Annotated in this window: 16 protein-coding genes; 6 read left to right on the top strand and 10 right to left on the bottom strand. The window is 74.4% G+C overall.

Going from position 1 to position 19,208, the window contains the following annotated elements; genetic code table 11:
• Window positions 1-17: 17 nt before the first annotated feature.
• Window positions 18-1,412: a sulfatase gene (locus ACF1BN_RS07440; protein ID WP_392330623.1), complete on the top strand. Its 1,395-nt coding sequence runs from the start codon at window positions 18-20 to the stop codon at window positions 1,410-1,412.
• A gap of 346 nt (window positions 1,413-1,758) precedes the next feature.
• Here the strand turns inward: ACF1BN_RS07440 and ACF1BN_RS07435 are convergent, their stop codons facing one another.
• From ACF1BN_RS07435 to ACF1BN_RS07420, 4 genes are all read right to left on the bottom strand, one after another.
• Window positions 1,759-1,980 carry a DUF6458 family protein gene (locus ACF1BN_RS07435; protein WP_392330622.1) on the bottom strand — a complete coding sequence of 74 codons (222 nt, stop codon included), beginning with the start codon at window positions 1,978-1,980 and terminating at the stop codon, window positions 1,759-1,761.
• A 154-nt stretch (window positions 1,981-2,134) separates the two neighbouring features.
• On the bottom strand, window positions 2,135-3,046 hold the full coding sequence (locus ACF1BN_RS07430) for a S1 family peptidase (RefSeq protein ID WP_392330621.1): 912 nt from the start codon (window positions 3,044-3,046) through the stop codon (window positions 2,135-2,137).
• A gap of 520 nt (window positions 3,047-3,566) precedes the next feature.
• Window positions 3,567-4,916: an amidohydrolase gene (locus ACF1BN_RS07425; protein WP_392330620.1), complete on the bottom strand. Its 1,350-nt coding sequence runs from the start codon at window positions 4,914-4,916 to the stop codon at window positions 3,567-3,569.
• A gap of 93 nt (window positions 4,917-5,009) precedes the next feature.
• Window positions 5,010-6,308, bottom strand: a complete 1,299-nt coding sequence (locus ACF1BN_RS07420; protein ID WP_392330619.1) for an amidohydrolase family protein — start codon at window positions 6,306-6,308, stop codon at window positions 5,010-5,012.
• A 423-nt stretch (window positions 6,309-6,731) separates the two neighbouring features.
• Here ACF1BN_RS07420 and ACF1BN_RS07415 point away from each other — a divergent pair, with 423 nt between their 5' ends.
• Window positions 6,732-8,159: a lamin tail domain-containing protein gene (locus tag ACF1BN_RS07415; RefSeq protein WP_392330618.1), complete on the top strand. Its 1,428-nt coding sequence runs from the start codon at window positions 6,732-6,734 to the stop codon at window positions 8,157-8,159.
• Window positions 8,160-8,188: 29 nt separating this feature from the next.
• On the opposite strand, the gene ACF1BN_RS07410 is transcribed toward ACF1BN_RS07415, so the two are convergent.
• Entirely contained in the window at window positions 8,189-8,752 is a 564-nt protein-coding gene (locus tag ACF1BN_RS07410) for an amphi-Trp domain-containing protein (RefSeq protein ID WP_392330617.1), read from the bottom strand.
• Between the two features lie 138 nt (window positions 8,753-8,890).
• On the opposite strand from ACF1BN_RS07410, the gene ACF1BN_RS07405 reads away from it, so the two are divergent.
• Window positions 8,891-9,976: an AI-2E family transporter gene (locus tag ACF1BN_RS07405; protein WP_392330616.1), complete on the top strand. Its 1,086-nt coding sequence runs from the start codon at window positions 8,891-8,893 to the stop codon at window positions 9,974-9,976.
• 95 nt (window positions 9,977-10,071) lie between these two features.
• Here ACF1BN_RS07405 and ACF1BN_RS07400 read toward each other — a convergent pair whose 3' ends face one another.
• Both ACF1BN_RS07400 and ACF1BN_RS07395 read right to left on the bottom strand, forming a co-directional pair.
• Complete coding sequence (locus ACF1BN_RS07400) at window positions 10,072-10,518, bottom strand: SRPBCC family protein (protein WP_392330615.1); 447 nt, start codon at window positions 10,516-10,518, stop codon at window positions 10,072-10,074.
• Window positions 10,519-10,753: 235 nt separating this feature from the next.
• Window positions 10,754-11,353 carry a TetR/AcrR family transcriptional regulator gene (locus ACF1BN_RS07395; protein WP_392330614.1) on the bottom strand — a complete coding sequence of 200 codons (600 nt, stop codon included), beginning with the start codon at window positions 11,351-11,353 and terminating at the stop codon, window positions 10,754-10,756.
• Between the two features lie 124 nt (window positions 11,354-11,477).
• On the opposite strand from ACF1BN_RS07395, the gene ACF1BN_RS07390 reads away from it, so the two are divergent.
• On the top strand, window positions 11,478-12,491 hold the full coding sequence (locus ACF1BN_RS07390) for a zinc-binding dehydrogenase (protein WP_392330613.1): 1,014 nt from the start codon (window positions 11,478-11,480) through the stop codon (window positions 12,489-12,491).
• Window positions 12,492-12,521: 30 nt separating this feature from the next.
• Here ACF1BN_RS07390 and ACF1BN_RS07385 read toward each other — a convergent pair whose 3' ends face one another.
• From ACF1BN_RS07385 to ACF1BN_RS07375, 3 genes are read right to left on the bottom strand one after another with little or no spacing between them, the layout of a single operon-like run.
• Window positions 12,522-14,864 (bottom strand): FtsX-like permease family protein, encoded by a 2,343-nt coding sequence (locus ACF1BN_RS07385; protein ID WP_392330612.1) that lies wholly within the window; start codon window positions 14,862-14,864, stop codon window positions 12,522-12,524.
• 43 nt (window positions 14,865-14,907) lie between these two features.
• The gene (locus ACF1BN_RS07380; RefSeq protein ID WP_392330611.1) at window positions 14,908-15,681 is read right to left on the bottom strand and encodes an ABC transporter ATP-binding protein; all 774 of its coding nucleotides are present in this window, start codon (window positions 15,679-15,681) and stop codon (window positions 14,908-14,910) included.
• Entirely contained in the window at window positions 15,678-16,184 is a 507-nt protein-coding gene (locus ACF1BN_RS07375) for a PadR family transcriptional regulator (RefSeq protein ID WP_392330610.1), read from the bottom strand. Before ACF1BN_RS07375 ends, ACF1BN_RS07380 begins: the two co-directional genes overlap by 4 nt.
• A gap of 165 nt (window positions 16,185-16,349) precedes the next feature.
• Between ACF1BN_RS07375 and ACF1BN_RS07370 the strand changes: the two genes are divergently transcribed.
• Both ACF1BN_RS07370 and ACF1BN_RS07365 read left to right on the top strand, forming a co-directional pair.
• On the top strand, window positions 16,350-17,684 hold the full coding sequence (locus ACF1BN_RS07370; RefSeq protein ID WP_392330609.1) for an ABC transporter substrate-binding protein: 1,335 nt from the start codon (window positions 16,350-16,352) through the stop codon (window positions 17,682-17,684).
• Between the two features lie 180 nt (window positions 17,685-17,864).
• Complete coding sequence (locus ACF1BN_RS07365; RefSeq protein ID WP_392330608.1) at window positions 17,865-19,199, top strand: ABC transporter substrate-binding protein; 1,335 nt, start codon at window positions 17,865-17,867, stop codon at window positions 19,197-19,199.
• Window positions 19,200-19,208 lie beyond the last annotated feature (9 nt).

The raw sequence follows: 19,208 nt of genomic DNA, 5'->3' as shown, positions 1-19,208 counted from the left end.
GAAAGGTCCCTACTGTCATGGGCACGTCTAGTTCGTCCGGTCCCAGTCGCCGTGGAGTCCTGGGTACCGCCGCGGCCGTCGCCGCCGGTGCCGCCCTGCCCGCCCTCGGCGCCGCCCCCGCCCGGGCCGCCGCCGCGCGGCCGAACGTGCTGCTGATCGTCACCGACGACCAGCCCAAGCAGACCGAGTGGGCCACGCCCAGGACCGTCGCCTGGCTGGCCGGCCGGGGAGTGCGCTTCACCCACGGACATGTGACCACCCCGCTGTGCTCCCCCTCGCGCTCCTCGGTCTTCTCCGGCCGCTTCGCCCACAACCACGGCGTGCGCAACAACAGCGCCTCCCACTCCCTGGACCAGCGCACCACCCTGCAGCGGTACCTGAAGCAGGCCGGATACCGCACGGGACTGTTCGGGAAGTACCTCAACGCGTGGGACGTCGCCGACAACCCTCCGCACTTCGAGGACTTCGCGCTCCTGCGACCCTCGTACACGGACGGCACGTTCAACGTGAACGGCACCGTGCGGACCATCCCCGGCTACACGACCACCGTCATCAAGAACCGCACCCTCGCCTTCCTCGAGGCATCCCGCACCGACGACCGCCCCTGGTTCGCCTACGTCACCCCGTACGCCTCGCACGGCCCCTTCACGCCGGAGCCCAAGTACGCCGGCTCCGAGGTGCCCGCCTGGGACGGCCGCCCCTCCGTCCCCGAGGCGGACCGCAGCGACAAGCCCGCCTATGTCCGCGACGCCACCCAGACGCTGGAGGACGGCCGCCAGGTGCGCGCCAAGCAGCTGCGCGTCCTGCGCTCGGTGGACGACGCCGTGCAGGCCTTCCGCGACAAGCTGGCAGCCCTGGGGCAGCTCGACAACACGCTGGTCATCTACATCGGGGACAACGGCTTCAACTGGGCCGATCACGGCCTGACCGGCAAGGCCGTCCCCTACCGTCCCGCCCACGAGGTCCCGTTCTACCTCTCCTGGCCCGCCGGCGGACTCGGCGGCGGCACCACCGACGACCGCATCGTCGCGAACATCGACATCGCCCCCACCGTCCTGGACGCGGCCGGGATCACCCCGGACACACCGCACGACGGGCACTCCCTGCTCGGTGCCCACTCCCGGGACCACCTGCTCGTCGAGTGGTGGAGGCAGGGCTCGGGGGCGGCCGCGAAGCACACCTGGTCGTCCTACGTCGCCAAGGACCGCCAGTACACGGAGTACTACGACCTGCACACCGACGCCGCCGGCACGGTGACCGGTACGGGTCAGGTGAGGTTCCGCGAGTACTACGACCTGCGGGCGGATCCCTACCAGCTGCGCAACAGCCTCCACCAGGCCACGCCCGCGGACGAGCGGGCCCTCGGGATCCCGGACCTCGCGGCCGCCCTGGCCGCCGACCGCGCCTCCTGACTCCGGAGAGCCGTGGGGCCTACGGGAACGGGGGCGGGTTCGGGGGCTCCGGGTCGGGCAGCGGCGGTACGGGCTCCGGCCCGCCGGGGCCCGGTCCCGGTGTCGGCCCGGGGCCGGGGACGGGTCCGGGCAGCGGACCGGGCGTGGGCGTCGGCCCGGGGCCGGGCGGCGGGGTGGGGCTCGGGGGCACCGGGTCGTTCGGCGGCGGGATGGTCATCGTTCTCCTCCGGACGTCTCTCGATCGGGTCGGCCGCGTCGGCCGTCTCCTTCGTCTCGGCCGCGTCGTTCGCCGCGGCCGTCCCGGCGCCTACCCGCGCCGCGCGCGGCCATTCCCCCGGGGCGCGGGTCACAGCACGTCGCGCCGCTCCTCGGTGACCGTGGGGGCGACGGGCGGGACGACCATCCTGCGGCGGCGCAGGATGCTGCTGTAGACCAGGGTGCCGATGATGCCGACCGCCATCAGGATCAGCCCGACGAGATCGAGGTCGACCGACTGGACCTCCCAGTCGGTCGCGAAGGTGAGGATGGCTCCGACGGCGATCAGGATGATGCACAGTCCCAGACCCATGACTGGTTCCTCCCTTGTGGGTTGGATGCGGTGCCCGCGTACCCCGGTGGCTCGCGTTCATTCCGGAACGGGGCGCGCCCACGCCGTGGGGACGGCGTGGGCGCGGGGGTTTCGCGAGGTGCGTGACCCGGGGGTCGACCGGAGGCCGGGAGGGTCAGAAGACGCTGACGCCGTAGGCGCTGAGGGCTTCGGTGACGGGCTGGAAGAAGGTGGTGCCGCCGGAGGAGCAGTTGCCGCTGCCGCCGGAGGTGAGGCCGAGGGCGGTGGTGCCGGAGAACATGGCGCCGCCGCTGTCGCCGGGCTCCGCGCAGACGTTGGTCTGGATCAGGCCGTACACGATGTCGCCGCCGCCGTAGTTGACGGTGGCGTTGAGGCCGGTGACGGTGCCGCCGCGCAGGCCGGTGGTGCTGCCGCTGCGCTGGACGGACTGTCCGACGTAGGCGTTGCCGGCGGAGGTGATGTCCCGGTAGCTGCCGTTGTAGAGGTAGACCCGGCCGTCGGCGGCCGAGGCGTTGGAGTGGCGGATGATGCCGTAGTCGTTGGTGGGGAAGCTGGAACCGGCGCGGCTGCCCAGCAGGGCGGTGTTGGCGGAGTTGGTGTACCAGGTGCTCGCGGAGTCGGTGCAGTGTCCGGCGGTGAGGGCGTAGTAGGTGCTGCCGCTGCGGACGTTGAAGCCCAGGGAGCAGCGGCCGCCGCCGGCGTAGATGGCCTGCCCGCCGGCGATGAGCTTGTCGAAGGTGCCGGTGGTGCGCTCGATCTTCAGGTGCGCGGCGTTGGCGCCGGCGGCCTTGCGGAGGGTGGCGATCTCGTCCTGGGTGACGGTCGTGTCGACGGTGACGACCACCTTGCCGGTGGCCTGGTCGGTGTACCAGGCGGTGCCGGGGACGTCGGCCTGGAGCACGGCCTCGCCGGCGGAGGCGAGCGCTCCGGCGGTGGCGCGGGGGGTGGCGGCCTCCTGGGCGGAAGAGGTGGGGGCAGCCAGCGCGGTGGCGGCGACGAAGGCGCCGAGGACGGCGAGGAGGCGGGTGCCCTTGGTGAGGCCGCGGCTTCGGGTCGATCGGTTCACAGGATCCTCCGTATGGGGGGCGGGCCGCTGGGTGGGCGGCTCGGGCGGGGGTGCGATCGGCTGGGTACGCCGACATGAACCTGACAAGCTCAGGAGGAATCCTCGACTCCGCCGGGGAGCGGGACAAGGTGAACTTTCGGCCGCTCTACGCGCGTCCACAGCGGCCCTCCCGAGCACGCCTCCCGCCCGACCCCCGCAGGCCCGCCGTCGGACCCCGGGCGGAAAACCGATCAGAAACTTGCAGAGACCCGTTGCAGCTCAGACGCGGAGGGCCGCGCTCCGCAGCCCCCGCTCCCCCGACCCGCCCCGCGCGGCGGCGCGGGAGCGTTCCCATGTGCTCCGGCACCGTCGGTACGGGGGCAGTGGTCCGCGTTTACGACGGTCCGGGAGATGGCCGGTTCGCCACCTTGCGCGGACCGAGCCGGCCGGTCGTGGCACGTCCGGCGCCGACCCGGGCCGGCGCCGGACGTTCAGCCGCCGTCGTGGACGCTCAGGAGCCGTCCCGGCCGACGCCGGTCGTTCACGACAGGAACTCGCCGTCCCGGGCCACGACGACACCCCCGTGCACGACGAGGTCGCGCTGCGGCATGTCGACCACGACCTGCGGCAGCCCTTGGCCCCGCACCAGGACGAAGTCGGCGGGGGCACCGGGCGTCAGGTCGGCGTGCGCGAGACCCATGACGTCCGCGCCGCCGTGGGCGGCGGCCCGGTAGCAGTCCGCCAGCTCCTCGTCGAGCCGCACGTCGGTGACCCAGCCGAGGATGTGGGCCCGGTGGAGCATGTCGGCGTTTCCGAACGGGCTCCAGGAGTCACGGACGCCGTCGGAGCCGAGGCCGACGCGGACGCCGTGCTCGCGCAGGCGGGCGATCGGGAGGACGAGGTCGCGGGAGGGAGCCACGGTGGTGAGCGCGATGTCCTGGTCGGCGAGGTCGGCCGCGAGGGCGTCCAGGTCCCGGTCGGAGAGCTCCGGCAGGCAGAAGACGTGACTGATCGTCACCTTGCCGGTCAGGGAGAGGGCCCTGGTCCGGTCGATGATGCCGCGGATGGCCCGTACGCCCTCGTCACCTCCGTCGTGCAGGTGGATGTCCACACCGACGCCGTGCCGGTCCGCGATCCCGAAGACCGTGTCGAGGTGCGCGTCCAGGGCGTGGTCGAAGCCGATGGGGTCGATGCCGCCGATCATGTCGACGACGCCCCGGCGGGCGCCTTCCTCCAGCAGCCGGGCCGTGCCGGGCGTGCGGATCACCCCGTGCTGCGGGAACGCGACGATCTGCACGTCCAGCGCGTGGACGAGCCGGCGACGCGCCTCGGCCAGGCCCTCGACGCCGGCGAGGCCGTACGCCGGGGCCACGTCGGCGTGGGCCCGCATCCCCCGCGTCCCGCGGCTGACGGCGTGGCTCATCAGCCCGTACGCGCGCTCCGCCACCGAGCGGGTCTGGGCCCGGAACAGCTCCACGTCCTGCTCGACGAAGTCGGCGATGGTCTCGGCCGGACGGCGGGAGACCCACGGTCCGCCCCACGTCGTCTTGTCGGGGTGGATATGGGCGTCCACCAGGGACGGAAGGGCGATCCGGCCGCCGCCGCGCACCACCTTCGCGCCGCGCGGCGCCGGCCCGTCCGCGATCTTCCCGTCCACGACCACCAGGTCGGTGGAGGCCCCGCCGAACGGACGCACGTCGCGGAACACGACCGTACGCGCCCGGCGGTCCGCCGTACCTCCGGCCCCGTGAGCGACGGGCGCGGCGGCCGGGACGGCGGCGGCCGGGGGTGCGGTGACGGCCGCCGCCGCGGTCGTACCGGCCAGGGCCGCGGCTCCGGCCAGCATGGAACGGCGCGAGACCGCACCGGTGGGGGCCGAGGACTGCTGCATCGGGAACTCCTTGGGGAGAGGGCGCGGCCAGCCGGGGAGAGACCCCGGACCGGAACGGGAGGAGAAGAGAGGGAGGCGGAGGGCCGGAAGGGGTCAGACGGGGATGCCCGCGCGGATCACACGGACCGGCGCCTTCAGGAGCGAGAGGTCGGCGAGCGGGTCGCCCGCGAGGAGCAGGGCGTCGCCGGCGTATCCGCGGGCGAGGCGCCCCACCGTGCGGTCGAGGCCGAGGAGGCGGGCGGCGCCGGTGGTGGCGGTGCGGAGGGCGTCGAGCGCCGGCAGGCCGGCGGCGTGCATGAGCTCGACCTCGCGGCCCACGGGGTCGACGATGCCGCCGGAGGAGTCGGTGCCGGCGGCGAGCGGGACACCGAGCTCGTACGCGGCCCGCACGGCCCGCTTCAGGACGGGAAGGAAGGCGCGGCCCCGTTCGGCGAGGACCGGATCGGCGCTCTCCGCGAGGCCGGCGATGGCCGTGAGGGTCGGGGTGAAGTACGTGTCACGGCGTCGCATCTCGCGGAGCGTGCGCTCACCGACGAACACGCCGTGCTCCAGGGAGCGGACGCCGGCCGTGACGGCGTCGTGGCAGCCCTTCTCGCTGTAGCTGTGGCAGAGCACGCCCTTGCCGTGGCGGCGGGCCGCAGCCACGATCTCGGCCAGCTGCTCGCGCGAGTACACCTGGGTGAGCGGGTCCTGGTCGGGGAGGCCGGCACGCTCGTTGACCCTGGTCTTGATGACGTCGGCCCCGCGGGCGGCGTTGACGTCGACCATGCGGCGCAGCGCCTCGGCCGACCGTACGCCGTCCTTCGCCCGGACCAGCGGGGTGAGGTCCGGGTCGGCGAGGAGCGTGTCACCGGGCAGCGGGGTGACGAAGACGCCGGCGGCACGCAGCCGGGGAGCGAGTTCGGGGCTGTGCCGGGCGAGTTCGCGGACGGCGATGTCCTGGTAGAAGGAGGTCGAGCCGGAGCGCGCGCTCGTCACCCCGCAGCGGAGCGCGGCGCGGGCCTCGGCGGTGGTGCTGAGATGAATGTGCGCGTCCGTGAGGCCCGGCAGCACCCAGTGCCCGTCCGCGTCCAGGACCGGCGAGCCGTCCGGGACGCGGACGGTGCCGGCCCGGCCGGCGGCGCTGACGACGCCGCTCCTGATCACGACCACCGCGTCCTCGGTGACATGCCCGGTCGCGGGGTCGAGGAGCGTACCGCCCCGGATGACCAGATCCCCGGTCCGCGCGGGCGCTCCGGCCGCTCCGGCCGCTCCCGAGGGCTCGGGGGCACCGGGCGCGACGGCCGCGGCGGTGCCCGCGGCGGCCACGGTACCGGCGAGCGCGGCGGCACCGGCGAGGACACCCCGCCGGGTCAGGCGGGAGGGAACGGGCTGGTGGGCGTCGACACACATGGGGGCTCCTCGGGGGCGGAAGGACCACGGGTCCCCGTTTTGTATACCAAGTGAAGGATGCGGAACAAGGGGTACCGCCCTCCAGTGAGCCGAGAAGCCGGACATCGTTCACATAACGCGGGCAAGGAGGCGCGCAACAAATCAAGAGGGGTCGGTTTTGGTATACACAGACGAGGCGTGAGGCGCCCCCGGACGGCCCGGGTGCCGCTGCGCGGCTGACGTGTGGGGCCGGGATCGGCGCGGGACCGGGACCGGGACCGGGGCCGGGGGTTGGGGCCGGGGGTTGGGGCCGGGGGCCGGGGGTCGGGAAGACTTCGAGTGTTGTTCATGGGGGAAGTCCCGGCGACGGGGGTGGTGTTCGGGTGGGACCGGAAGCCTCGTGGCGCTTCATCCCCGCACCTCCCACCCCCAGGACGGACTTCCGTGACCGTTTCGACCGCTTCCCGCGCACGCCGCCGACGCCGCGAGCTGCCCCTCGCCCTCGCCGCCGTACCGGCGCTCCTCCTCGGCGGACTCACCGCCGCGCCCGCGCAGGCCGCGCCCGCCGACGACATCCGGGTCAACGAGGTCGTCACCACCGGGTCCGTCGAGGACTCCGTCGAGCTGTACAACAAGGGCACGGCGACGGTCGACCTCTCCGGCTGGATCATCAAGGACGACAACAACGGCTCGAAGTACACGATCGCCGCCGGTACGACGCTGGCCCCGGGCGCCTTCCGCGCCTTCGACGTCCACGACAGGTTCGGACTCGGCTCGAACGACAAGGCGCGCCTGTACCTCCCCGGCGGCAGCACCCTCGTGGACAGCCACTCCTGGAGCAGCCACTCCTCCCCGTCCTGGTCACGCTGCCCCGACGGCACCGGCGCGTTCAAGGCCGCGGCCGTCACGCTCGGCGCGGCCAACTCCTGCGGCGGCTCCGGCGGCGGGACGAGCCCGACGGCTTGGCCCGGCGGTACGGCGGTCGCCACCGCGGACTCGGCGAACGTGTTCGGCGGCGACCTGAGCGGTCTCCACCAGGAGGGGAACGTGCTCTGGGCCGCGCAGAACAGCGGCAAGCTGTGGCGGCTGGTCCGCGACGGCTCCGGCGGCTGGACCCCCGACACGTCCGGCGGCTGGACCTCAGGCAAGACCCTGCGCTTCCCCGGCGGTTCCGGCGCCCCCGACGCCGAGGGCGTCACGGTCACCGGGACGGGCTCCGCCGGCGGCGTCTACGTCGCGAGCGAGCGGAACGGCGACGCCTCCGGAACCAGCCGCCTCTCCGTGCTCCGGTACGACATCGCCGGTACGGGCTCCACCCTGACCGCCGGCCGCGAGTGGAACCTCACCGCGAGCCTGCCGGCGACCGGCTCCAACCTCGGCTTCGAGGGGATCACCTGGATCCCCGACACCGCCCTCACCGGCGCCGGCTTCAAGGATGCCTCGACGGGCGCGCTCTACGACCCGGCCGGCTACGGCGCCCACGGCGGCGGCGTCTTCTTCGTCGGCGTGGAGGGGACCGGGACGCTCCACGGGTACGTCCTCCAGGACTCCGGGGCCTTCACCCGGGTCGCCACGGTCGCCACCGGCATGGCGGGCGTGATGGAGGTCCAGTGGGAGGCTCAGGCGTCCCGCCTGTGGGCCGTCTGCGACAACACCTGCGGCGGACAGCACCGCACGCTGAAGGTCGACGCGTCCGGCGCGTTCGCCGTCAGCGCCGTGCACGCCCGGCCCACCGGCATGCCCGACCTCAACAACGAGGGCTTCGCCCTCGCGGGCGCCGACGAGTGCGTGGCCGGTCTCAAGCCCGTCCACTGGTCCGACGACTCCAACACGGGCGGCCACGCCCTGCGCAGGGGCACCGTCAGCTGCTGACCCGGCCGGGCTCCCGTCTCACGCGGCCGTCACGACCGCTTGGCGGGAGCCTTCCCGGACTTGGCCGACTTGGCCGACTTGGCAGGAGCCTTGGCGGGCTTGGCGGGCTTGGCGGGACTCTTCACGGGCTTGGCCGAGGTGGACGACTTGGCGGACGCCTTGGCGGGCTTGGCCGTCTTCGCCGTGGCCTTCTTCGCCGTGGCCTTCTTGACCGCCGGCTTCTCCGAGGCCACCCTCTTGGCTGTGGTCTTCTTCGCCGTGGACGCCTTCTTGGGCGCCGATTTCCCAGCGGCCGCCTTCTTCGTCCCCGACTTCTCCGTCCCCGACTTCTTCGCCGTGGACTTCTTCGCCGTCGGCTTCCCCTCGCCGGCGATGGGCCACTTGAGTTCCACCTCCAGCTCCACCTCGCCGTCCTCGACGGAGAGCTCGACCTCGCCGCGCATGTCGTCGGGGATCCGGAGGTTCAGGACGCCTCCGCCCCAGACGAGTTCCGCCTCGCCGCCCTCGCGGAGCGCGGCGGCGAGGGAGGACAGCTGGTCGGCGGCCTCCGCCCGGGAGAGCGAGCGCTTGCGCTCGTACTTGAAGTCCTTCATGACAGCCTCCGGTCCTCACATGTCGTCGTACATTGCGGACAATACTATTGATCTTGGTCGACCGCTGGCCGGGTGAAGGTGGGGCGGAAGCGGTGCGGCGCACCCGGACGGGCCGCGTCGTGGTGGTAGCCGTCGGCCATGCAGCCGCAGTCAGCGGGGTCGCCCCGGGTCGCCCCCTTCCTCCGCACGGTCGCCGCGTACGCGTGGCGGCTGCTCGTCGTCGGTCTCCTCGTCTACGCCCTGTTCGCCCTCCTCGGCCGGTTCCACGAGATCGGGGTGGCCCTCTTCCTCGGACTCGTGGTCACCGCCCTGCTGCGTCCGGTCGCGGACGTCGTGGCGCGCGGCCTCCCGCGCGGCTTCGCGGTGGCCCTCACGCTGCTCGGCGGGCTGGCGCTGGTCCTGGGCGTGCTCGCGCTGGTCGGGGAGGCGGTCGCGGGCGAGCGCACCACGCTGGTACGGGAGTTCAGGGACGGTCTCGGCCGCATCGAACGGTGGCTGGAGGCCCCGCCGTTCCACCTGAGCCCCGGGGCCCTGACGGACATGCAGGCGCGGATCGGGCAGTTCCTCTCCAGCCATCGCTCGGCGCTGATCGGCGAGGCGGTCAGCGGCGCGCACCACGTGGTGGCGGTCCTGACGACGCTCGCCCTGGCGCTGTTCGCGTCGGTGTTCTTCCTCCACTCGGGCGACCGCCAGTGGGCGTGGTTCCAGGAGCAGCTGCCGGAGTCGGCTCGGGGGCGGGTGGCGGCCGGCGGGCGGGCCGCCTGGCGTACGTTCACGGGGTACACGCACGGGATCGTGCTGGTCGCGGCCGTGAACGCGGTGCTGGTCGGGTTCGCCCTGTGGTTGCTCGGCGTGCCGCTCGCGGTACCGCTGGCGCTGCTGGAGTTCGCCGCGGCGTTCGTACCGCTGATCGGGTCGCCGATCGCTCTGGCGGTGGCGGCCGTGGTGGCGCTGGCGGCGAAGGGACCGCTGGTGGCGGGGCTCGTGGTGGCGCTGATCGTCGTCATCGGCCAGATCGAGGGCCACGTGCTGCATCCCCTGGTGATGAGCTGGGCGGTACGGCTCCACCCGCTGGTGGTGGCGATCTCGGTGGTCGCGGGGTCGATCGCGGCCGGCATCGTCGGAGCGGTGGTGGCGGTGCCGCTGGTGTCGGTGGTGTGGTCGGTCCACACGACGCTGCGGCGGGAGGCGGGCGGGCGGGCCGAGGAGGCCGGAGCGGGCTGAGAGGGCCGGGCGGGTGAAGGGGCGCCCGCCCGGGTGACGCCTGCGACGCGCCCTGGCGGTCCCTCACCCCACCCCGTCCGCCTCCCGTCCCGCCCTCAGGACGCTTCGATCGCGGTCTTGATGCGCTGTCCGAAAGCGGGGGCGTCCTTGCGGGCCGCGGCGAGCGCGAGGCCGACGAGGAGCTTGCCGATGCCGTGACCCTCCAGGACGTTGTGGATGCGGACCCGGGTGCCGCCGTCCGGAAGCGGTTCCAGGTCGTAACCGCCTCGGGCCGCCGTCACCAGGTTCTTGGACTCCTCGGTCCAGCGCAGGGTCCGGGGCGGTTCGAAGTCGGTGATCCGGAAGGTGCGCGCGGTCTTCATCCCCGCGTCCTTGACGGTGCTGCGGAAGACGGTGCCGACGGCGGTCGGCCCCTCGGGGATCCGTTCGATCCGGAGCACGCGGGGGCTGAACTGCGGATCGTTCCGTCCGTCGGCGAGGTACGCGAACACCTCGCCGACGGGCCGGTCGACGTCGACGGTCGCCTCGAACTGGCCGGACATGGCCACTCCTCCTTCACGCGCGGACCCCGGGGAGAACCCGGAGAGAATCAGGACGAACACCCACATCGTCACAGCTCCCCCGGGTTCCGGCCGTTCGACGCACCGCCGGTCGCGGTCGCCGCCCCGCAGGCGGCCGGGAGAGGTCCGCGGGCCGCCGGAGGCGAGGCCGTGGCGTGCTTCCCCTGCCGCGGGTGGCGTCTGGGTCGCCGGAGCGGTGGACCGGCGGGGTGGCGGTTCAGGCAGTCGGTTTCGGGGCGGTGGCGCCGGCGAGGACGAGGTCGACGAGGCGCGGGGCGAGGTCGTCGTCGAGGGGGGCGCCGCTGATGAGGGCACGGGTGAGGAGCGGGCCGCCGAGGGCCTCGATGAGGAGGGCCGGGTCCGTGTCCGGGGGGAGTTCGCCGCGGTCGACGGCCCGGCGGACCATGACGGTGCCGCGGTCGAGGCGGTCCGACCAGTAGGCGAGACGGCGGTCCGGCAGGGTGTCGTCGCGTTCGGCGCTGAGACGGAGCAGGGCCTCGCCCTGCGGGGTCGCGAGGAGGCGGGCGAGGGCGCTGAAGTAGGTGACGAGGTCGTCGCGGACGCGGCCGGTGTCGGGGAGGGGCACGGCGGCGTCGGCCTGTTCGGCCAGGGCTTCCAGGATCAGGTTCTCGCGGGTCTTCCAGCGCCGGTAGACGGAGGTCTCGTGGACTCCGGCGGCCCGGGCGACGGCGCCGACGGTGGTTCCGGCGAGGCCGTGCTCCGTGAGGACGTCCACGGTGGCGGCGAGGACGGCGGAGCGCATGCGGGCGCCGCGGCGGCGCAGGGGCGGCGCGGGCTGCTGGTCGTCGGGGGGCATGCCCCGAGCCTAACGCAGGGCTACTTGCTTTACGTCGCCGGACGGACGTACGGTTCATCGCAAGGCGACTTGCGTTAGGGGGTCACGGCCCCCGGGTCGCCGCCCGCGTCAAGGAGGTCACGTCATGGAGCAGATGCTCGCCGCCCGGCTGCACGTCCCCAGCCGCACCCTGCGGATCGAGGAGGTGGCGAAGCCCGAGCCGGGGCCCGGCCAGGTGCTGGTGAAGGTGGAGGCGGCCGGTGTCTGCCTCTCGGACGTCCATCTGATCGACGGCACCCTCACCCCGCTGCTGCTGCCCGGCGAGACGGTCACGCTCGGCCACGAGGTGGCGGGCACCATCGCCGAGACCGGTCCCGGCGTCACCCGCTGGACGCCGGGGCAGCGGGTCGTGCTGTACGCGGGCGAGGTCCGCGACGGCGTCACGTACACCCGGGGCGTGGACTACGACGGCGGCTGGGCCGAGTACGCCCTCTCCGCCGAGGACGCCTTGACCGGTCTGCCCGACGCGATCCCCTTCGACCAGGGCGCGATCATCCCGGACGCGGTCTCCACCCCCTGGGGCGCGATCACGGTCACCGCCGCCGTCCGGCCGGCCGAGGCGGTCGGCGTCTGGGGCGCCGGCGGGCTCGGCGTCCACGCCGTGCAGCTGCTGCGGGCCGTCGGCGCCTGCCCGATCGTGGTGGTCGACCCCAACCCCACGGCCCGCGAGCGGGCCCTCGCCCGGGGCGCCGACCTGGCGCTCGACCCCGCCGACCCGCGGCTGCGCGAGCGGATCGGCGCCGCGACCGGCGGGGCGGGGCTCGCCGCGGCCTTCGACTTCGCGGGGGTGCCGGCCGTCCGCGCGCAGGCGCTGTCGGTCCTCGCGCCCAAGGGCCGCCTGGTCCTGGTGGGCCTCACCGACAAGCCGCTGACCGTCTCCGACGGCACCCGCTTCTCCTACCTCCAGCAGCAGATCCTCGGCCACTACGGCTCCGACATGCCGGTCGCCCTGCCGCAGCTGCTCGCCCTCCTCCAGGGCGGCCGGCTGGACTTCTCCGGGTCGATCAGCGGCGAGCTGCCCCTGGCGCGGGCCGCCGAGGCGGTGGAGCGCCTGGAGCGGAAGACCGGCGACCCGATCCGGCTGATCCTGCGCCCCTGACCGGGGGCCGCACCACCCTCGTACCGCGGACTACATCGTCTCGCCGGCCGAGTCGACGAGGCGGCGGCGGGCGGTGCGGACGGCCGGGGTCAGCGCGGCGAGGGCGCCGGTGGCGGTGACGGTGAGGACCAGGGCCGTGAGGGAGGCCGGGTCCGGGAGCCGGACCACGCCGGCTCCGAGGCCGGTCGCCGCGGCCTCGGCGTCGACGAGGAAGCGGCCCGCGACCGCTCCGGCGGACGCGCCCAGGAGCGCGGCGGCCAGGGTGGTGAGCGCGGCGGAGGTGACGACGACGGCGCCGATCTGGCGGGGTGTCAGGCCGATGGCCCGGAGCGCGAGCAGGTCGCGGACCCGGTCGCGCACCCCGGTGCCGATGAGGGTGAGCAGTTCGACGAGGGCGATGAGCGCGAGGACCGCGACGAGCGCGGCGAGGACGCCCCGGGGCGCGTCCCCGCCGTCCGCCGGGTCGGCCGTGCCGCGGACCTCGACGGGGACGGGGACGGCCGCCGCCACGGCGGCGGCCACCGCGCGCGGGTCGGCGCCCGGGCGCAGGACGAGGGAGTGGAAGGCGGGGCGGAGGCCGGGAGCGCCGTCGCGGAGGGTGTCGAGGGTGGTGGAGACGACCCGGCCGCCGTGGTCGGGTTCGATGCTGCGGCCCACCAGGTGCAGGATCTGCGGGCGGCCCTCGACCGTCATCCGCACCCACTCCCCCACCCGTACGCCGAGGAGGTCCAGGAGGCCCTGTCCCGCGACGGCCTCGTCGGGGCCTTCGGGCGCCCGGCCCTCGACGACGGTGTGGGGATGGGGCGCGGTGCGGATGCCGAGGCCGCGGAGGGTGATGGTGCCGGTCTGGCCGGGGACGAGGGCGGTGAACTCGGCGCCCGGGACGGCGTCGGCGACGCCGGGGACCGTCCTCAGGGTGGCGGCGAGGTCGGCGGCGGGCGGCGGCTGCTCGGTGCGGACGGTGAGGGCGGCGGCCCGGCCGACGCGGGCCGGGTCGGTACGGAACTGGCCCAGGGTCGTCCAGGCGACGAGGGCCACGGTGATGAGGGCGAGCGGGAGCGCGAGCCGGGCGGTGGAGCCGAGGGCCCGACCGCGCCCGGGTGCGGTGAAGGCGGAGCGCCAGCCGAGGACGAGGACCGGGGAGACGCGGAGTCCGAGGGCGCGGCGGCCGAACGCGGAGAGCGGGCGGGCGGCCGGATGGACCGAGCGGGCGGCGGGGACCGGGGGGACGCGGCCGGCGCGCCAGGCGGCGAGCGCGGTGGCGGCGGCGATGAGGAGGACGGCGGCGACGGGTACGCCGACGACGGCGGCGCGGTGGCCGGGCATCCGGGGCCAGAGGGCGACGGCGTCGCCGATCCGGCCGGGTATCCACCGCCCGCAGGCCAGGGTGGCGGCGGTGCCGAGTCCCGCGCCGGCGACGGCGAAGCCCAGGTGCTGGAGGAGGAAGCCGCGGACGACCTGGCCGGGGGTGAAGCCGACGGCCTTGAGGACGGCGATGTCGCCGGCCTGTCCCCTGATCCGGGCCCGGACGGCGCCGGCCACGGCGACGGCCGCGGCGAGCAGGGCGGCGAGGCCGAAGGCGGCGAGGATCTGGCCGAGGAGCCGGTCGTCGCCGCCGATCTCGGCCTTGGCCTGCTGCCACTTGGTGACCTGGTCGATGCGTTCGGCGCCGAGGAGGGTGACGGCGCGCTGGACGGCGTAGTCGGTGTCGTCGGGGTCCTTGAGGCGCAGCCCCGCGGTCTGTCCGGTGGTGGCGGGGGCGAGGCGGTCGAGGGTGTCGGGGAGGATCCAGCCGATGCCGTCGGACCGGCCCGCCCGGTAGCGCGGTTCGGCGGTCTCGGCGACGCCGGAGACGTACAGGGTGCGGGTGGTGGGGCCGTTCCGGCCGGTGACGGTGACGGTGACGGTCTCGCCGGGTTCGGCCCACAGGGTGCGGGCGAGGGCGCGTTCCAGGACGATCCGGTCGGAAGGTGCGCCCGGCGCGAGCCAGTGGCCGGCGGTGAGGAGGGGGCGGGCGGTGCCGGGCGGGCGGGTACCGGCGGCGCGCAGGACGACACCCGCGCGGGTCCCGCCGCTCTCCAGGGTGGCGGCGGCCGTCTCGAACGGTCCGGAGACGGCGGCGACCTCGTCGAGGGCGGCGAGGGGCGCGAGGGCTTCCGGGTCGAAGCCGTCGTGTCCCTCGCGGCCGTGGATCCAGACGTGGGCGCCCTGCGACTGGTTGAAGACGCGCTGCCAGGGGTTCACGGCGTAGCTGAGGAGGGCGGCGGAGAGGAGCAGGGAGGCGATGACTCCGGCGCTGGCGAGGACGGCGAAGAGGGCTTCGCCCCGATGGGTGCGGAGCTCGGAGTGGACCCATCGCCAGGTCGCGCGCATGTCGCCTTCCCTTCGTCGCCGCTTCGGCTCTCCTCCCGCGTGGTCAGTCCTTCAGGTCGAGCACGCCGGTCACCCCCGGGCGGGTGGGGACGGGGTCGCCGAGGGTGGCGTCGTCGGCGACGCGGCCGTCGAAGAAGCTGATGACGCGGTCGGCGGCGCTGGCCATCCGGGCGTCGTGGGTGACCATGAGGATGGTCTGGCCGCGGGCGTGGAAGCGGGCGAGGAGCCGCAGGACGTCCCGGGTGCCCTTGCTGTCGAGGCTGCCGGCGGGTTCGTCGGCGAGCAGCAGGGCGGGCTGGTTGACGAGGGCGCGGGCGAGGGCGACGCGCTGCTGCTCGCCGCCGGAGAGGGCGCCGGGGAGGGCGTTCTCCCGTCCCTGGAGGCCGAGTTCGGCGAGGAGTTCGTCGCGGCTCGCGCGGGCGGCGCGAGGGCCGGCGCCGGCGAGCAGGGCGGGGAGTTCGACGTTGTCGGCGACGGTGAGGTGGGAGACGAGGTTGAAGAACTGGAAGACGACGCCGATCTTCCGGCGGCGCAGGACGGCCCACCGTGCCTCGCCGTGGCCGTCGACGCGTTCGCCGCCGATCCAGAGGCGGCCGGTGTCGGGGCGTTCGAGGCCGCCGACGAGGTGGAGGAGGGTGGACTTGCCGGCGCCGGAGGGGCCGGTGACGGCGACGAACTCGCCCTCGCGCACGGTGAGGTCGACGCCCCGGACGGCGGGCACGGGGGCGCGGTCGCCGTGGTGGGTCTTCGTCAGGCCGACGGCGTGCACGATCGCCCCGGGCGGGGGCGGGTTCCCCGCGGTGCCCGGGGCGGTCATTCGAGCTCCTCCTGGCAGCGCTCCAGCCAGTCGAGGTCGGCCTGGAGGTGCAGCATGGCGCCCTCGATGAGCAGGTGGGCGATCCTGTTGTCGCGGTCCTCGGAGGCGGCGAGGCGGGAGAGGCCGCGCATGGTGTTGAGGTGCTGCCGCCGCTGCCGGTTGATCAGGGCGATCGGGTCGGCGAGTCCGGTGAGGGGGGCGAGGGCGAGTTTCATGAAGAATCCGTCGCGCACCCGGGGTTCGTCGGTGGTGTCCTCGAACCACGCGGCGACGGCCTCCCGTCCGGCGTCGGTCAGGCGGTAGATCCGCTTGTTGGGGCGGCCCGTCTGCTCGACGTCCTCGCCCTCGATGAGTCCGCTCTTCTCCAGCCGGCCGAGGGTCACGTAGACCTGGCCGACGTTGGGCTGAGGGTAGGCGGAGCCTAGGAGTTGTTCAAGGCCCTGCTTGAGCTCGTAGCCGTGGGCGGGGCCCCGGGTGAGGAGTGCCAGCAGCTGCTGCCGCACGCGCTCCCCCTTCTGTGTCGTGCGCCGTTCCCGGCCCGGTGGTGGCGGCCCGGGGGCCGGTGGACCGGCGGTCGCCGGGTCCGCCGGACCAGTATCACCGATGGGGCGCGGCGGGGGTCTGTCACGATGGGTCGTCGCGTTCGGCACCACGTCCGGGAGGAACGCATGGGGTGGATCCGGTCCGCGGGGAGGGCCGCGGGGAAGGTCGCGGGCAGGGGCGTGGGCAGGGCCGTGCTGGTGGCGGCGGTCCTGCTGGCGGGGTGCGCCGGGGGCGCGCCGCCGTCGGGGGCGGGGGCGGCCGGGGGGCGGGGCGCCCTGACGTTCGTGACGGCGGGGGATCTCACGGACTATCTGGCGCCGCTGGTGGAGGAGTGGAACGCGGGCCGGCCGGCGGAGCCGGTGACGCTGGTGGAGCTGCCGGACTCGGCGGACGAGACGCGGGCGCAGATGCTGAGCGAACTGCGGTCGGGGAGCCGCCGGTTCGACGTGCTGAACATCGATGTGGCGTGGACGTCGGAGTTCGCGGCGGCGGGACTGATCGCGCCGCTGGAGCGGGAGCGGTTCGACCTGGCGGCGTTCCTGCCGCCGGTGGTGGGGACGGCGACGTTCCGGGGGCGGTTGTACGCGGTGCCGTACGTGACCAACGCCGGGTTGCTGTACTACCGGAAGGACGTGCTGGACGCGGCGGGCGAGCGGCCGCCGCGGACCTGGGCGGAGCTGGCGCGGCTGGCACGGACGCTGGCGCCGGAGCACGGCCTCGGGGGCTACGCGGGGCAGTTCCTGCCGTACGAGGGGCTGACGGTGAACGTCACGGAGGCGATCCAGTCGGCGGGCGGGACGGTGCTGCGCGAGGAGGGGGCGCGGGTGGGGGTGGACTCGGACGCGGCCCGGGCCGCGCTGTCGTTCCTGGCGGGCGGGGTGCGGGAGGGGTGGATACCGGCGGAGGCGCTGCGGTTCAAGGAGGAGGAGTCGAAGGCGGCGTTCGAGGAGGGGCGGCTGCTGTTCCTGCGGAACTGGCCGTACGTGTACGCGGACGCGGCCCGGCCGGGGTCGGCGGTGGCGGGCCGGTTCGAGGCGGCGCCGCTGCCGGGGCCGCACGGGCCGGGGACGAGCGTGCTGGGCGGCTCCAACCTGGCGGTGTCGGCCCGGTCGCGGCACCCCGCGACGGCCGCCGACTTCCTGGCGTACCTGACGAGCGAGCGGGTGCAGCGGCAGGTGCTGACGCGCGGGTCGCTGCCGCCGGTGCGGGCCTCGCTGTACACGGATCCGGAGCTGGTGGCGGCCCATCCGTACCTGCCGATCCTGCGGGAGAGCGTGCTGGCGGCGGTGCCGCGGCCCAAGAGCGCGCGGTACGACCAGGTGAGTCTGGCGGTGCAGGCGGTCGCGCAGGACGTGCTGGCGCTGCGGAGCTCGCCCGAGGAGGGGGTGCGGCGGCTGACGCGCGAGCTGGCGGCGATCCCGCACGAGGGGCGGGACTCGGCGGCCCCCGTCGGCTCCTGAGGTCACGACCGTCCCTCCCTTCCCTCGACCGCTCTACCTACGCGTTAGGTAGAGCGGTTCTCGTTACCCTCCCCTGCCTTCCCAACTTTGCTGCTTGTGAAGCGCGTTGAGTCGCCATGGTTGACATGCTTTCGTCATTGCTACTTAACATGTAGGCATTGCCGCGAAGGAAGGACGACCATGCGACGACCCTCCCGCACCACCCTCCGCGCCGCCGGCGCGCTCTCCGCGACCCTCGCCCTGGCGCTGACCGCCACCGCCTGCGGCGAAGGCGGCGACACCCCGAAGTCCGGCGGCGAACTCGCCGGCACGACCGTCACGGTCGCCGGCGTGTGGACCGGCGGCGAGCAGAAGAACTTCAAGAAGGTCCTCGACGCGTTCAGCGCGAAGACCGGCGCCAAGACCGTGTTCGTCCCCTCCGGGGACAACGTCTCCACCTTCGTCGGCAGCAAGATCGAGGGCGGCAACGCCCCCGACGTCGTGCTCGTCCCCCAGGTCGGCGTCCTCCAGCAGTTCGCCGAGGCCGGCTGGCTCAAGCCGCTCTCCGAGCAGGCCGCGACGACCGCCGGCGGGAACCTGGCGCCGGTGTGGAAGAACTACGGCACGGTCGACGGCACCTTCTACGGGCTCTACTTCAAGGCCGCCCACAAGTCGACCGTCTGGTACGCCCCCGACGCACTGGAACAGGCCGGGGTCACCGAGCCCGGGACCTGGGACGAACTCCTCGCGGCCGGACGGACGCTCGCCGACTCCGGCAGGCCCGCCTTCGCCGTCGCCGGCGAGGACGGCTGGACGCTCACCGACTGGTTCGAGAACGTCTACCTGTCGCAGGCGGGACCGGAGAAGTACGACCGGCTCGCACGCCACGAACTGAAGTGGACCGACCCCAGCGTCGTCACCGCGCTCACCACCCTCGCCGAGGTCTTCAAGGACGAGCGGCTGGTGGCGGGCGGCGCCGCGGAGGCGCTGCGCACCGACTTCCCCGGCTCGGTGGAGAAGGTCTTCGGGCCCGAGCCCAAGGCCGCGCTGGTGTACGAGGGCGACTTCGTCGGCGGCGTCGCCAAGGACGAGTTCGGCCGGAAACCCGGCGAGGACGCCAGGTTCTTCCCCTTCCCGCCGGTCGGTGGCGGCAAGGCGCCCGTGGTCAGCGGCGGCGACGCCGCCGTCGTCCTCAAGGACGCGAAGAGCGCGGACGCCGGGATGAAGCTCGTCGAGTACCTCGCCACTCCGGAGGCCGCTTCGGTGTGGGCCGGGGCCGGCGGCTTCCTCTCCCCCAACAAGGACGTGAAGCCGGAGGCGTACGCGGACGACACCGCGCGGGCCACCGCCGCCTCGCTCGTCGCCGCGGGCGACTCGGTCCGCTTCGACATGTCCGACCAGGCACCGGCGGCCTTCGGCGGCACCAAGGGCGCCGGCGAGTGGAAGCTCCTCCAGGACTTCCTCCGCGACCCCTCGGACCCGGAGCGGACCGCGGCCGCCCTGGAGGCCGCGGCGGCCAAGGCGTACGGGAACTGAGGCCGGACC

The sequence above is a fragment of the Streptomyces sp. NPDC014861 genome, assembly GCF_043081625.1.
Taxonomy (GTDB): Bacteria; Actinomycetota; Actinomycetes; order Streptomycetales; family Streptomycetaceae; genus Streptomyces.
The sequence above is the reverse complement of the archived record's forward strand: the minus strand, read 5'-3'. Positions and strand labels throughout refer to the sequence as shown.

Coding starts and splice junctions, on each gene's coding strand:
- ACF1BN_RS07405 (WP_392330616.1), top strand. CDS start 8,891: ATGCAGCCGCAGTCAGCGGGGTCGCCCCGGGTCGCCCCCTTCCTCCGC.
- ACF1BN_RS07370 (WP_392330609.1), top strand. CDS start 16,350: ATGGGGTGGATCCGGTCCGCGGGGAGGGCCGCGGGGAAGGTCGCGGGC.
- ACF1BN_RS07380 (WP_392330611.1), bottom strand. CDS start 15,681: ATGACCGCCCCGGGCACCGCGGGGAACCCGCCCCCGCCCGGGGCGATC.
- ACF1BN_RS07365 (WP_392330608.1), top strand. CDS start 17,865: ATGCGACGACCCTCCCGCACCACCCTCCGCGCCGCCGGCGCGCTCTCC.
- ACF1BN_RS07435 (WP_392330622.1), bottom strand. CDS start 1,980: ATGGGTCTGGGACTGTGCATCATCCTGATCGCCGTCGGAGCCATCCTC.
- ACF1BN_RS07420 (WP_392330619.1), bottom strand. CDS start 6,308: ATGTGTGTCGACGCCCACCAGCCCGTTCCCTCCCGCCTGACCCGGCGG.
- ACF1BN_RS07395 (WP_392330614.1), bottom strand. CDS start 11,353: ATGCCCCCCGACGACCAGCAGCCCGCGCCGCCCCTGCGCCGCCGCGGC.
- ACF1BN_RS07390 (WP_392330613.1), top strand. CDS start 11,478: ATGGAGCAGATGCTCGCCGCCCGGCTGCACGTCCCCAGCCGCACCCTG.
- ACF1BN_RS07425 (WP_392330620.1), bottom strand. CDS start 4,916: ATGCAGCAGTCCTCGGCCCCCACCGGTGCGGTCTCGCGCCGTTCCATG.
- ACF1BN_RS07400 (WP_392330615.1), bottom strand. CDS start 10,518: ATGTCCGGCCAGTTCGAGGCGACCGTCGACGTCGACCGGCCCGTCGGC.
- ACF1BN_RS07385 (WP_392330612.1), bottom strand. CDS start 14,864: ATGCGCGCGACCTGGCGATGGGTCCACTCCGAGCTCCGCACCCATCGG.
- ACF1BN_RS07440 (WP_392330623.1), top strand. CDS start 18: ATGGGCACGTCTAGTTCGTCCGGTCCCAGTCGCCGTGGAGTCCTGGGT.
- ACF1BN_RS07410 (WP_392330617.1), bottom strand. CDS start 8,752: ATGAAGGACTTCAAGTACGAGCGCAAGCGCTCGCTCTCCCGGGCGGAG.